Raw genomic sequence first — 14,235 nt, 5'->3', positions numbered from 1 at the left:
TGCCAGACGCATAGACGCAGAGCCGATAACGCATTAGGTCAAAAAACCTATGTGTTATCGGCTTTTTTATTTAATATTGCGCAAAAGCCGCTGTTCCCTATTATAGAATGGATTGCGGGTAGTGTATTAAAGTCGCCCTTTTTTAAGGATACGGCGGTATCGGGGAGGTATCGCCGTGTCCATTTTTATTTACTGTAACCCGCCTAATGCTTTGCGGTCAAAAAAAGCTATGCTCCGCAAGCGGGATATTCCGGCTATGAATGTGAACTGTCAATACATTTAGCTACTGCTTACATTTCCTTTGCGCCCGTCCGCGTCTTGCGGACGGGCGCATTTTGCTTTTTTCAACTTTTTTCTGAAAAGCGCACTCAAGAGCCATCTCCCGAACGGGTACGGAGCGAAAGGGGCAGAGAGGACAAGCCCTTAACTCCCGTCCTCTACTCCACGCGGGAAGGAGGTGAACTCTATGGAGCTATCTTCTTCCGACAAGGAAAGAATACAACATCAGTACGACGCATTAGCAAAGAAAACTTTGGTCGGCGAAGCGAAAAGCCACCGCCGCACTCTTGCGAAACGCGCAGCACGCGAAGTTACTTTTTCGGATTTGAGCGAAAGCGAACTCGCGCAGCTTTTCACAACGGACGAATACGAAAGCGATTATTTCCGTTTTCAAGTGTCCGGCTTTGATGTACTCGTCAAAAATGAACTGCTTGCCGAAGCCCTTAACGCTTTGCCCGAAAGGAAACGCGACATTATCCTTTTGTCCTACTTCTTGGATATGAGCGACGCGGAAATTGGCGAACTGCTGAATGTTGTACGCACGACGGTTTTCCGGCACAGGAAATCCGCGCTTGCGAAAATCAAACAGTATTTGGAGGGAAAAGCAGATGATGAATACCGTTAGGAAATCTGAAAATCTGTTGCCGTTCCCTGTCATTTCCGCAGCGGCAAACGGCGACACAACCGCCATGTGCGCGATCTTGAAGCATTACGAGGGTTACATAGCGAAACTTTGTACCCGCACGCTGAAAGACGACGCGGGCAATACCTATTCCTATGTGGACGAGGAAATGCGTAACAGGCTGCAAGTGCGCCTTATTACCCGCACCCTTGCTTTTCATGTAGGATAATCTTTTAGCCCATGCGGGGAGCGTGTCCCCTTTCCACGATTCCCGTTATGGGCTATTTGTCGTTCCGCAAAAGCATATCCGCTGTTGATGTGCTTTTGCAGGCCGACAAAGCCTATTGTAACTTGACAAAGAAAGCGACCTTTGGTGCGCAGCATAACAGGCAACGGGTACATTCCGTCTGTATCGAGCCAGTCGGCGGGTACGCCATGACAGCTTTTCCCCTACGGGGAAAAGTCGAGCGACAACTACCGCGCCGTAAAACAGGTTTAGCAGCTTGTGGGCGACGACATACAAGGCGGCACAATGATACTCCCGCGTTGAACACCCTCAAAGTATTGCGCGGCGCACCCATAAGCATGGGCCGGGGTGAAACTCCCGTGAGGTTGCAGCTAACAACCGCCCGTTTCAGCCTTATTTCTCATATCGTACAAGCCGGAGCGCATATTCTGTACTATGCCGCTAACCGGGAGGGAAAGAAGATGATTACCAAGTTACAACTTCAACAAATGAGAAATGTTGATATTACACAGGTTGACCGCAGCACTTTGGTTGATATTCGTAATATCCATATTGACAGTTCTTTGCCAGCAGCAAAGAAAATGCAAAGCTACTTTGAGCAGATTGTAAATCCATACTGTTTTCTTTGTGGTGATACACCCGTAAGAATACGGTTTGTCGCAGAGGATAGAACGCTAAAGCAATCATTGTGTGATTACTTTTTAAGTCTGAAATAACCGCCGACTTTCCCTAACTCTACGGGTAAAGACCTTGTGATTACGGGGCGAAAATGGTATAATTAACTCGTAATTATAGGGGGAAAGGAGGTATAATGCCCCGCATACGCAAAGACAAAATGGCACGCAGTTATGCAGAGCCGTTTTGGAAAATTGGGCTATACATTCGACTATCCAGAGAGGACGACAACGAGGACGAAAGCGAGAGTGTTATCAACCAAGAAAAGATACTCCGCGACTTTGTAGACAGCTATTTTGAGCCGGGAACCTATGTGATTGTAGACGTGTTTGCCGACGACGGATTGACAGGCACCGACACAGCGCGACCAAACTTCAAACGGCTTGAGGGCTGCATTGTCCGCAAAGAAGTAAACTGCATGATTATCAAATCCCTTGCACGCGGTTTCCGCAACCTTGCCGATCAACAAAAGTTTTTGGAGGAGTTCATACCCATTCACGGCGCAAGGTTTATTTGCACAGGCACGCCATTTATTGACACTTACGCTAACCCCCATTCTGCAAGCGGTCTTGAAGTACCTATTAGGGGAATGTTCAATGAGCAGTTTGCCGCGACCACTTCCGAAGAAATCCGCAAAACATTCAAGATGAAACGGGAGCGCGGCGAGTTCATAGGCGCGTTTGCCCCTTATGGCTACAAGAAAGACCCAAACGACAAAAACAGCTTGATTGTAGATGAAGAAGCAGCGGAAGTTGTCAAAAGCATTTACCATTGGTTTGTCAATGAGGGGTACAGTAGAATGGGGATTGCAAAGCGGCTTAACCAAATGGGAGAGCCGAACCCCGAAGCCTATAAGAAGAAAAAAGGCTTTAAGTATAACAACCCTAATTCCGACAAAAACGATGGTTTGTGGTCTGCCAGCACGATTGCAAGGATATTGCAAAATGAAGTTTATACGGGCGTAATGGTGCAAGGCCGTAACCGCGTAATAAGCTACAAAGTACACAAGCAGATCAACGTCCCCGAAGAAGAATGGTTTGTCGTCCCCAACACACACGAAGCGATTATTGACAGGGAAACATTCGAGAAAGCGCAAGCCCTACATAAGCGCGACACAAGGACAGCCCCCGGCAAACAGGAAGTCTATCTCATGTCCGGCTTTGTCCGTTGCGCGGATTGCAAAAAGGCCATGCGGCGCAAAACCGCCCGTGATATTGCCTACTACTCTTGCCGTAGCTACACCGATAAGAAGATTTGCAGCAAACATTCTATCCGGCAAGACAAGTTGGAAAACGCGGTATTGGCAGCGTTGCAAATGCAAATTGCCCTTGTAGATCGGCTTGCAGAAGAAATTGAACGGATTAACAACGCGCCTGTTATCAACCGGGAAAGCAAGAGATTATCCCATTCCTTGAAACAGGCAGAAAAGCAGCTAAAACAGTACAATGACGCTTCCGACAGCTTGTACCTTGATTGGAAAAGCGGTGAGATTACCAAAGAGGAATATCGCCGCTTGAAAGGCAAGATTGCAGAACAGATACAACAGCTTGAAGCGAACATCTCCTATCTGAAAGAGGAAATGCAGGTAATGGCTGATGGTATCGGAACCGACGACCCGTATCTAACCGCCTTTCTGAAATACAAAAACATTCAGAGCCTTAACCGCGGGATTATGGTTGAACTCGTAAAAGCGGTTTGGGTGCATGAGAACGGGGAAATAACGGTTGACTTCAATTTTGCCGACGAGTACCAGCGAATTATTGATTACATTGAGAATAACCACAACGTTATCCGAGTGATTGAGAACAAGGCAATCTAACGGCTTGCCTACTCAACACAAAGGAAAATCTAATGTTGTGCATAAATACACGGCTCTACTGGACCTTCCGGCGCCACAGGTGCCACGGGTGCGACCGGACCTACCGGAACAACTGTCACAGCTAATAACATGAGCACCCTTAATACGACTGGATCCACCATTGCCGTTGTACTGGCTGGTACACCGGTTCCCCTTCCCAACGAACAGGTTTTAAATACCTTTACTGCCAATGCCGCAAATACTACCTTTACCGTACCCGCAACAGGAAACTACCTTATATCCTATTCAGTTAAAACCACAGCCTCCCTATTGCTCTCTTCACGGATTCTGCGTAATGGTACAGCCCTGCCGGGAAGTACTGTTGCACCAGCAGTTGCTGTAAGCGGCTTTGCAAACTCACAGGTTGCAAACCTGAATGCAGGGGATACCTTACAGCTACAATTATTCGGACTTTTGGGTGCAGCTGTTTTACAGGGCGGTACGGGTGCAAGCCTTGTCGTTGTCCAATTGTCATAGTATGGAAAACAAAAGCAACGGTCGCAAGTGAGAAATCATTCGCTTCGCTTTTTATGATAGTTTCAAATTCCAATAAAATATAAAGGTAACTGAGGAACCGAAAAGATTTTTTCTTTTTCGTTTCTGAATGGAAGACGCCGTCCTTGTCCTCTACTTGGGCGGCGTTTGTCCTGGAATGATTGTTGCCAGATTTCCTACATATCCCTTTCAAAAAGAGCCAAACTGAACCAGGTTCTTTGAAACGTCAAAGTCCCATCAAACTTTGAATTGATCGTTATAATAATTCTTATGGAATTTTCCGAACTCACGATAAGCAATTGTAAGCATCTAGTACCCTTTCAATTTGTGTGTTATGTTGTCTTGGCAAATGACAGAGAAACGCCAAAAGAGCAGTTGCAACACCTCCTTGCACTTTTCAACAGTATCTAAAAAAACAAAAAGCCTAGCAGATGCTAGGCTTTCGATCGATCTATTTCAAGGCAAAGCGTGAAATAGGAAGAAATCAAATTTTACTGGTAATTGAGAGGAAATAGGATCTCTGATCAATGCACGTTCTGCAGCTCGGCGGCAATCGGCTCCAAAATAAAGCCTGCGCCCCGCTCCATCAAACAGCTCAAAGGACTTTTCCTGATTGACAACCCGAAAATGCAATTGCTCCATGGCCTCACGAAGAGCCAACTCCCATTCCATACGATCGCTAATAGAGTTCTCGGAGATTTCATCCGCGAGCCAATCGAACTCAATCGGCTCAAATCCATCCCGCAGAAAAGCATTCCACACAGCGATTCTCTGGGCAAAGCTCAGAGATAACAGGCAATCGCTGTGGGTGGCATCCGGGTCTGCTCCTACATAACAGAATAGTCCTCGAGCATTTGGATCTAAAATCAGATCTTGGGCTCTCAGGAAGTCGACATCCGTCCAAGCCATTGCTGCAATATCCGTATGCCAATTCATCGCTGTCAAAAGATGGCACAAACTTTTTGTTGTCTCTTCCTCTGGGCACTCAATTTGGAAACAAAGTGTCACTAGGCTATCTGTACTTCTTCCCGAAATACTCTGTTGTATAAATTGAACAGAACCATCCTCCACTTCGGTCGATAGCCGAACCGTTTCCTGATTTTTAGCCGTTCCAAAGACACAGACTGGCCAAGCTCGATGAATTGCGGCCATATTCAAACCAAATGACTCCCAAAAATCCTCGATGTAAAATACAACGTTTTGATAAAGCACATAGATGGTTTTTCCTTGCAGGGAACCGTGGACCACAGGAACCTCTCCCAGCCAACTATTCACACTGCTGAACAAGGAGAGAAGTTCCTGACCCCGGTGTATTTCCTTGGGGAACTCTTGGAAGCGATATTTGTATACGGGATGCCTCTTGATATGGGTGCAGCAAGATCAATCACCTCAACCGTCTCAATTATTCCGCATCCACAGTCAAAAGTCCCATGGCCTGGGCAATGTCGAGATTCACCTTCAAAACATTCACGGTGTTCTCTCCAAAGATGCCCAATACCTTTCCACTTGTGTGGTTTGCGATGATTTCACGAATCTGCTCTTCACTTAAGCCGGAGGCTTCAACAATTCTCGGAATCTGAATTTCGGCTGATTCCGGCGAGATATGCGGGTCCAAGCCAGAACCAGAAGCCGTTAGAAGATCGGTCGGAATGTCTTCGCGCTTCACATCCGGATTCTTTTCCAAGAATGTTGCGATGTCTGCCTCCACTCTTTCTGCCAAAGCCGGATTGGAAGGAGCATAGTTGTTTGAACCAGAACCAATTCCGGGGAACTCTGTTCCATCATTATAGTATTGATTCCCATCTTCGTCCTCTACATACACATTGTAGTGATATGCCGAAGGACGGCTCCACAAATAATAATCCTGGGTAAACTCTTGCCCAACATTTTCAGCGCCAACTGCCTGACCATTGACTGTGATCATGCTACCGCCCGCCTGATGTGGGAAGAATACCGAAGAAAGACCGGACAGAACCACCGGGAACAAAAATCCGCAAAGCAGTAACAGGACGATCGTCACAAGAACAGCCTGCTTGGTACCGTGTAGAAAATCTTTTACAGAGTCTTTCATATCGTAACGTCCTCCTTACAGTCCAATGAGGGTAAGCAGCGGATGGATGAGCATATCGATAATCTTGATGCCAATGAACGGAGTAATCACACCGCCTACGCCGTAGATCATCATATTTCTTGCCAACAGCTTTCCAGATGACATCGGGCGGTATTTGACACCCTTCATGGCAAGAGGAATGAGGCAAGGAATAATGATTGCGTTAAAAATCAAAGCCGACAAAATTGCACTGTAGGGTGTTGCCAGATCCATGATATTCAGGACATTCATTTGCGGGATGGCAAGCATGAACATTGCCGGGATAATTGCAAAATATTTTGCAATGTCGTTTGCAATAGAGAAGGTCGTCAGGCTACCGCGGGTAATCAAGAGCTGCTTGCCAATTTCGACAACCTCGAGGATCTTCGTCGGGTCAGAGTCCAAATCGACCATGTTTGCCGCTTCCTTTGCAGCAGTTGTACCACTGTTCATTGCCAGGCCCACATTTGCCTGTGCCAGAGCCGGGGCATCGTTCGTACCGTCACCGGTCATAGCCACAATCTTGCCCTCTGCCTGTTCCTTCTTAATCACATCGATCTTATCTTCTGGCTTGCACTCTGCAATAAAACCATCTACGCCAGCCTCTTTTGCAATGGTGGCTGCTGTCAATGGGTTATCGCCCGTACACATAATGGTCTTAATACCAATGGCACGCAGGCGTTCAAAACGCTCTACCATACCGGGCTTTACAGTATCCTTGAGGTAGATCACGCCCAGGATACGATCATTTTCACACACCGTCAAAGGCGTACCGCCCAAACTGGAAATCTTGTCGACCTGCTCATGAAGATCTGCCTGGGATCTTGCCCTCCTTGGGCTTTTACATACTCTTCAATCGCTTCTGCCGCACCTTTGCGGATTCTTGTTCCATTCGGAAGATCCACACCGCTCATACGGGTCTGTGCCGTAAATTCGATGAAATCGGAGCCCTCTGTCTCTGTACTGTTGTCCCCCATCCGGCGGGCAAGTTCAGAGTCGATTTTCCTTCCGGCGTTGTGTCATGCAAGCTGGTCAAAGCTGCACAACGAACCAGATCGCTGCGGTTGGCGCCGCCCACCGGGAAGAAGTCAGCAGCCAGACGGTTGCCAGTAGGTGATCGTACCAGTCTTATCCAGAATCATCGTGTCTACGTCGCCGCAGGCTTCAACTGCCTTACCGGACATAGCGATGACGTTGAAACGAGTCACACGGTCCATACCAGCGATGCCAATGGCGGACAGCAGACCGCCGATGGTGGTCGGAATCAAGCAAACAGCCAGGCAATCAGTGTAGAGGTCTGCAACTGTACCCCGGAGTAGATGCCGATCGGATACAACGTGACAATTACGATCATGAAAATAATGGTCAGGGAAACCAACAAGGTATTCAATGCAATCTCGTTCGGCGTTTTCTTACGAGAAGCGCCTTCTACAAGTGCAATCATACGATCCAGGAAGCTGTTGCCTGGTTCCGAAGTGATGCGGATTTTCAGCCAGTCTGAAACAATGGTCGTACCACCTGTAACCGAGCAGAAGTCGCCGCCGGATTCACGTACCACAGGAGCGGATTCGCCAGTAATTGCAGACTCATCTACAGAAGCAATTCCCTCGATGACCTCGCCATCGCCGGGGATAATTTCTCCTGCGGAGACCATAACGATATCGCCCTTTTTCAGTTCATTGGAAAGAACGATCTGTTCCGAACCGTCCTCTTTTAACAGGCGAGCCTGTGTTTCTTTCTGGGTTTTCTTCAAGCTAGCTGCCTGCGCCTTACCACGGCCTTCCGCCACAGACTCTGCAAAGTTTGCAAACAGAACCGTGATGAAGAGAATGATTGAAACAATGATATTATAAGTACGCAGATTACTTGCCGCCTGATCGCCAAACAGGCTCGGAAAAATGGAAAGGATCAATGTAATAAAGAAGCCGACTTCTACGACGAACATCACAGGATTCTTCATCATATAGCGCGGATTCAGTTTTACAAAGGAACCAATCACAGCCTGACGCACAATTTCGGGTGTAATCAGCTTTTGATTATGTTTTTTACTCATTTCAGTAGTTCCTCCTTACGCCCAGAGGGTGAGATGTTCCTGCAATGGGCTGAGAGCCAGTACCGGGAAGAAGGTCAATGCAGCGAAAATGTAAACCACCGCAACAAGGATCACAGCAAACGAAAGAGTATCGGTGTGTAATGTACCGACTCATTCATTGACAAAACGCTTCTTCATCAGAGAACCGGCAATCGCCAACTGAATCACAATGGACAGATAACGGCCAAAGAACATGGCAAGTCCAGCGGTGATATTCCAGAATGCAGTGTTATCTGCCAAGCCTTCAAAACCGGAACCATTGTTCGCCGCAGAGGATGCGTATTCATACAGCACCTGAGACAAACCGTGGAAGCTCAGGATTGGTAAGCCCCTCCAAGCCGGCAGGTGTTCCAACGGCAATTGCAGAGAACATGAGGATTAGGAACGGGTGGATGATGATGCACAGTGCTGTGAGTTTCATCTCACGCCCTTCGATCTTTTTACCGAGGTATTCTGGTGTACGTCCAATCATCAAGCCGCAGATAAACACAGCGAGGATGGCGTACATAATCATATTCATCAGGCCGACGCCTTTGCCGCCAAACACGACGTTCAACATCATGTGGAGTAGAGGGATCATACCACCCAATGGAGTCAAGGTATCATGCATGTTGTTGACTGTACCAGTTGTAAAGGAAGTCGTTGTTGTCGTAAACATTGCAGATTGTGCAATACCAAACCGAACTTCCTTACCTTCCATGCTACCCATGGACTGGCTTAAGCCGACATCCGCAAGCGCCGGGTTTCCCTGTGTTTCTGCCCAGAAGCAAACACTCAAACCAATCAGGAAGATAATGCCCATCGCAGCAAAGATGGTTCTTCCTTCGCGGCCATACATCCATACGGTAAAGCTCTTGCGGGACTTTCCTTTTTGAGCTTCCAAAGCCTCTCCATTTTCCTGTGCCAGCACACGCTTGCGGTCTCTGACCATCTTGCCAAAGGTGATAACGCATGCGCCCGGCAACAACATCATGGAGTAAAGTTCGATCAAGTTGGAGATGATCGTCGGGTTCTCAATTGGGGTGGTCGAGTTTGCACCGATGAATCCACCACCATTTGTACCAAGGTGTTTAATGATTTCCAGAGCGGCAACCGGTCCCATTGCGATGACCTGCTTCGCTCCTTCAATGGTATCTACCACTACATTGCCGCTGAAGTTCTGCGGAACACCCTGCCAGACCAACAGAAGGCCGCCAACAATTGAAAACGGAAGCAACACACGGGTAGTAATGCGAACAAGGTCTACAAAGAAATTGCCGACATTGTCCTTGGTCTTTCCTGCAAGGCCGCGGATAAACGCGATACAAGCAGCATAACCGGTTGCAGCCGAAACGAACATCATAAATGTGATGACCAACATCTGAGAGAGATAGGAAAGCCCCGACTCACCCGAATAGTGTTGGAGGTTGGTGTTCGTCATAAAGCTGATGATCGTATTGAACGAAAGGGTTTCTTCCATGTTCCCGATTCCATTCGGGTTGAAAAAGCCAATGCTCTGAATTCGTAAGATAATATACCCAATCAGAACCATCACTGCGTTCGTCCCAAGCAGAGCGATCGCATAGACTTTCCAATTCATGCCTTTTTGCGGATTGATTCCGCTGACCTTGTAGATTGCACCGTCAATGCGGTTAAATACAGGATCAGCAAATGTATGTTTTCCGGCCGCAATGTGGTAAACATAAATACCCACCGGAATGACGATTATCAAATAAATGAGAATCGTCAATGCGAGCTGCAGCATAATGATGTCCTCCTGTAAGCTTTAGAATTTTTCCGGGTGTACCAATGCATAGACCAGATAGACACCCATTAGCAACACAATAGCTCCAAGTATTATCATAATACTTCCTCCTTCATTCGAGCGTATCTACCTGTTTATGACACCAATGGATTAATAGGCCGACTAGTCCAAAGCTAACAGCTAGTATCGCCAACATTGCTAAATCAAGCATTCTCAATTTCCCCCTTTTTTCATCTCTTTTACGGACTTCATTTTAGCAGATTTCCTGTGAATATGCTCTTAACGTTTTGTATTTGATGTTAAGAATCCATTAAGAAAATAAAAACATGTACATAAAAAATCTTCTGTTTGGAGAAACAGAAGATCTTTTTTACTATTGCCGGATCATTCGATACCCGACGCCGATATGAGTCTGAATATATTTCGGAGCCGAAGGGTTCTTTTCGACCTTTTTGCGAAGCGTCGCCATGAACACCCGCAGAGACGGAACATCTGACGCCAATGTATTCCCCCAAACTTCTTGAAGGATATAATTGTGCGTAAGCACCTTGCCAGTGTTATGCGCCAACAGGCACAACAATTTGTATTCAATGGGAGTCAAATGAATTTCTGCATCGTTCATATAGACACAGCCCGCAGTAAAATCAATTTTCAGGTCTCCATTGATATACACACTATTTTCCTCTTCGGTTTTTGTCCGTTCTGCATGGCTACGGCGCAGCGCGGCCCGAAGCCGCGCAAGGAATTCGTCAATGCTAAATGGCTTTGTGAGGTAGTCATCCGCCCCAGCATCCAGGGCCTCCACCTTGTCCTGATCCTCTGTGCGTGCACTCACCACAATAATCGGAATACTGCTCCAACTGCGAATCTTCTCTATGATGCTCTACACCATCCATATCTGGAAGCCCCAAGTCTAAAATTACTACATCCGGTTTGTAGGAGAGTACCTCCATCAGTGCCCCAGACCCATTCTGTGCAGTATGGTACTGGTACTCCTGCGTTTCTAATGTGGTACGTATCAAATTATTGATTGCAGGATCATCCTCAACCACCAAAATTTTCGGTTTATACATTGTGCATCTCCACCTCTTCCAAGGGTAATGTAAAGGTAAACACTGCGCCATGCGGCATATTGTCTCGAACAGAAATCGTTCCCCCATGCGCAGTGACAATTGAACGGCATAAATTCAGGCCCAATCCCAGGCCACGCCGGCTGTCCGATTTTCCCTGGCTTGCCGTGTAGAACATATCAAACAGATGAACCTTTGCTTTATCTGAGATACCCGGCCCATCGTCCGAAATGCTAACGGCCACCATGGATTCCTGCTTTTCTGCCCGCAGCACAATGTGCGAGCCAACCGGCGTATATTTGATCGCATTGTTTACGATATTGATAATCACCTGTATTATGAGACGTACATCCATCTTAGCCATAAGCAGATCGTCGGGAAGCTCCACCGAAATCTGATGATCTTTTGCTTGACGGTCGAGGTGAGAGAGCGCTTCTCGGAAAACATCATCCAAAAGTTCAGCGTTCATTTGCAGATGCATGGTACCATTTTCAATGCGGGTGATCGAGAGCAAGTTCTCCGTAAGATTCACTAACCACATGGAATCGTCGTAAATGGAGCGGTAAAGCTCCTGTTTTTTCTCTTCCTCCAGGACGATGCTTTTTTCCATGAGAACACCGGCATTTCCACTGATGCTGGTCAAAGGAGTTCGCAGATCATGCGAAATTGCCCGGAGTAAATTCGAGCGCAAACGTTCCTGCTGTGTTTCCATCTCGATGGTCTGCTTTTCCTCTCGGAAACGTCTGCGCTCCAAGATTAACCCACATTCGTTCAAAATGGCGATAATAAGATTCTTTTCAAACATTTCTAACGTTGGATAATACTTGGAAGGAATCCCTACCACGCCCATGACGCCTTGAATACCACGAACTGCCAGATAGAGGTTTTGCGCTTGCGACAGGGTTGAGGTCGTCGCGCCAGCACGTTTATTGTTCTTAACTACCCAATCGGCAACCGCGCGTTCCTCCGCAGTCATAGAAGTCATAAGCTCCTTTGCTTGTTCAATCGGCGTCACTTCAAATTGCAGTGCATCTTCCCCTTTGTTCAGCGCGTATAAAATAGGGCGTTCCAACAGGATACTTAACTGTTGTGCTGCCAATTTGATAATCTCCTGCTCATCCTTCCCCTGCTGCAACTTTTGGCTACAACTCATCAGTAGTTCGGTATAATACGCTTTTTGTGCGGACTGCCTAGCCTGCTTTTTGACACGAGTGGCCAAGGTGCTGGAAATGACGCTGGCAATTAGCATAATAAGAAATGTGATCGGATAATCCGGGTCTGTCGCTTGTAAGGTAAAGCGCGGTATTGTAAAAAAGTAGTTGAACGCAACCACACTCAGCAAAGAGGCCAATGCTCCATAAAAATGCCCGCGTGTCCAGATCGCAGTGATAAGGACTCCCAATAGGTAAATAATAATGATGTTGGCATCCCGTAAACCTGCAGCAAAAAACGCAAAACTGATTCCTGTAGCCAATACGACAACCATCAGGGTTTTTAAAAAATCCTTCCAACTGAACCAAGGTTCCGTACTGCGATGAAAAGACAATTTTCGTTTATAGATCGACTGGGTATCCGGAATAATATAAATATCGATGTTGCCACCTGCCAAATTTGTTAGCTTGTCGGCCAGGCTGCTTCCACGAAGTAAAAAGGCGCGGGGACGGCTGGTGCGCCCCAAAACAATTTTGGTAACACCGCTTACTTTGGCATATTCTGCTATTTGAACCGCCGGATCGTCTCCGTAAACGGTTGCAATTTGCGCTCCCATCTGTTCTGCAAGACGAAGATTGTCACGCAACCGTTTCAAGTTGTCGCCCTTTAGTTCCTTTGTTTCTGGAGTCTCTACAAATAATGCGGTAAAACCACTGTGAAATGCCTCCGCCATACGAGCAGCAGTTCGAATCACCTTTGCATTCGAAGGAGCACTGGAAAGGCAGATCAAAATATGTTCTCCTGCTCTTGCTGCTGCTTCATTGCCCGTCTTTTGGGCTGTTCGATTCAAACGATCCGCCGTGCGGCGAAGGGCAATTTCGCGCAACGCTGTCAAATTTTCTTCGGTAAAAAAATTATTGAGTGCGCGCTGCGCCTGCCCTTCCCGATAGACCTTTCCTGCTTGCAAGCGAACGATCAAATCGGCTGGTTCGATGTCCACCAATTTGACTTGATCGGCCGAATCAAAAATACGGTCTGGGATACGCTCTGCCACAGCAATTCCCGTAATAGAAGCAACCAGGTCATTTAGGGACTCCAAATGCTGAACATTGACGGTTGTATAAACGTCAATCCCCGCCCGCAAAAGTTCCTCCACGTCCTGATAACGCTTGGCATGCCGGCATCCTGCTGCGTTACTATGAGCTAACTCATCGACTAAAATCAACTGAGGCTTCCGCACCAGAGCGGCATCCAAATCGAATTCTTTTAAAGCAACGCCCTTATAAACGATCTCTTTACATGGGATCTGCTCTAAGCCATCCAACAAAGCCAGCGTATCCGGCCTTATGTGGCGCTCTACATATCCCACCACTACATCCTTTCCCTCTTTTTTTGCCTTGCGTGCTTCTTTTAACATCGCATAGGTCTTTCCTACGCCGGCCGCATAGCCAAAAAAGATTTTCAATCTTCCACGCTTCTTCCGATCCTCTTGCGCGTGAATTGTACGTAAAAACTGTTGTGGATTCCGGCGTTGTTCTTCCATTTACATCACCTTATTTCAGATCCTAATGTTCCATATTACGATCTTATCATAGCACACATCGCCTTTTCATGGCGTAAAGAACGGCGTATGGACATTAAGGTTCTATTAAGATGGAAAAAGCGGCCTCCTCTCTACGACGGCTATTTCCCTGTTTGCTGCAAAAAAGCCACTCGCAAAATGCGAGTAGCTTTTACATAATTAAAAATGGTTATTAAGATTTATATTTTAACGATAATCGTCTGTCTCTTTCTATGAGAAAGTGGGATCTAAAATCGTATTTGGCATAAATATACAGAGCAACAGGAGCAACCGGCCCAACCGGTACAGCGGCAACTATTAATATTGGCTCCGTAACTACCGGCAATTCCA

The 14,235-nt window shown here is 46.9% G+C and carries 10 protein-coding genes and 3 pseudogenes; 5 read left to right on the top strand and 8 right to left on the bottom strand.

From position 1 onward, the window contains the following. Window positions 1–466 precede the first annotated feature (466 nt). From ACGCCZ_RS12575 to ACGCCZ_RS12555, 5 genes are all read left to right on the top strand, one after another. The gene (locus ACGCCZ_RS12575) at window positions 467–904 is read left to right on the top strand and encodes a sigma-70 family RNA polymerase sigma factor (RefSeq protein WP_002604474.1); all 438 of its coding nucleotides are present in this window, start codon (window positions 467–469) and stop codon (window positions 902–904) included. Continuing rightward, on the top strand, window positions 888–1,130 hold the full coding sequence (locus ACGCCZ_RS12570) for a helix-turn-helix domain-containing protein (RefSeq protein WP_002604473.1): 243 nt from the start codon (window positions 888–890) through the stop codon (window positions 1,128–1,130). The genes ACGCCZ_RS12575 and ACGCCZ_RS12570 overlap by 17 nt, the downstream gene beginning before the upstream one ends. A gap of 47 nt (window positions 1,131–1,177) precedes the next feature. Next, the gene (locus ACGCCZ_RS12565; RefSeq protein WP_205123935.1) at window positions 1,178–1,864 is read left to right on the top strand and encodes a DUF6870 family protein; all 687 of its coding nucleotides are present in this window, start codon (window positions 1,178–1,180) and stop codon (window positions 1,862–1,864) included. A gap of 95 nt (window positions 1,865–1,959) precedes the next feature. After that, window positions 1,960–3,642, top strand: a complete 1,683-nt coding sequence (locus ACGCCZ_RS12560) for a recombinase family protein (protein WP_411656194.1) — start codon at window positions 1,960–1,962, stop codon at window positions 3,640–3,642. A gap of 129 nt (window positions 3,643–3,771) precedes the next feature. Next, complete coding sequence (locus tag ACGCCZ_RS12555) at window positions 3,772–4,158, top strand: BclA C-terminal domain-containing protein (protein ID WP_143255279.1); 387 nt, start codon at window positions 3,772–3,774, stop codon at window positions 4,156–4,158. Between the two features lie 474 nt (window positions 4,159–4,632). On the opposite strand, the gene ACGCCZ_RS12550 is transcribed toward ACGCCZ_RS12555, so the two are convergent. From ACGCCZ_RS12550 to ACGCCZ_RS12515, 8 genes and pseudogenes are all read right to left on the bottom strand, one after another. After that, the gene (locus tag ACGCCZ_RS12550; RefSeq protein WP_411656191.1) at window positions 4,633–5,451 is read right to left on the bottom strand and encodes a hypothetical protein; all 819 of its coding nucleotides are present in this window, start codon (window positions 5,449–5,451) and stop codon (window positions 4,633–4,635) included. Between the two features lie 127 nt (window positions 5,452–5,578). Beyond that, window positions 5,579–6,247 (bottom strand): potassium-transporting ATPase subunit KdpC, encoded by a 669-nt coding sequence (kdpC, locus tag ACGCCZ_RS12545; RefSeq protein ID WP_054324311.1) that lies wholly within the window; start codon window positions 6,245–6,247, stop codon window positions 5,579–5,581. A 15-nt stretch (window positions 6,248–6,262) separates the two neighbouring features. Continuing rightward, window positions 6,263–8,318, bottom strand: a pseudogene (kdpB, locus tag ACGCCZ_RS12540) (potassium-transporting ATPase subunit KdpB). A gap of 15 nt (window positions 8,319–8,333) precedes the next feature. Further along, window positions 8,334–8,651, bottom strand: a pseudogene (locus ACGCCZ_RS12535) (potassium-transporting ATPase subunit KdpA). Next, window positions 8,641–10,101, bottom strand: coding sequence for a potassium-transporting ATPase subunit KdpA (locus ACGCCZ_RS12530; RefSeq protein WP_411656190.1), 1,461 nt, complete (start codon window positions 10,099–10,101; stop codon window positions 8,641–8,643). Before ACGCCZ_RS12530 ends, ACGCCZ_RS12535 begins: the two are co-directional and overlap by 11 nt. 21 nt (window positions 10,102–10,122) lie before the next feature. Next, a complete protein-coding gene (kdpF, locus tag ACGCCZ_RS12525; protein ID WP_082402225.1) occupies window positions 10,123–10,200 on the bottom strand; it encodes a K(+)-transporting ATPase subunit F in 78 nt (25 codons plus the stop codon). 274 nt (window positions 10,201–10,474) lie between these two features. Continuing rightward, window positions 10,475–11,174, bottom strand: a pseudogene (locus ACGCCZ_RS12520) (response regulator). Then, window positions 11,167–13,866, bottom strand: a complete 2,700-nt coding sequence (locus ACGCCZ_RS12515; RefSeq protein ID WP_411656189.1) for a DUF4118 domain-containing protein — start codon at window positions 13,864–13,866, stop codon at window positions 11,167–11,169. Before ACGCCZ_RS12515 ends, ACGCCZ_RS12520 begins: the two are co-directional and overlap by 8 nt. Between the last annotated feature and the right edge of the window lie 369 nt (window positions 13,867–14,235).

This window comes from Anaeromassilibacillus sp. SJQ-1, assembly GCF_046693725.1.
Lineage (GTDB): Bacteria > Bacillota > Clostridia > Oscillospirales > Acutalibacteraceae > Anaeromassilibacillus.
This window is presented reverse-complemented; position numbering and strand designations above follow the sequence as displayed.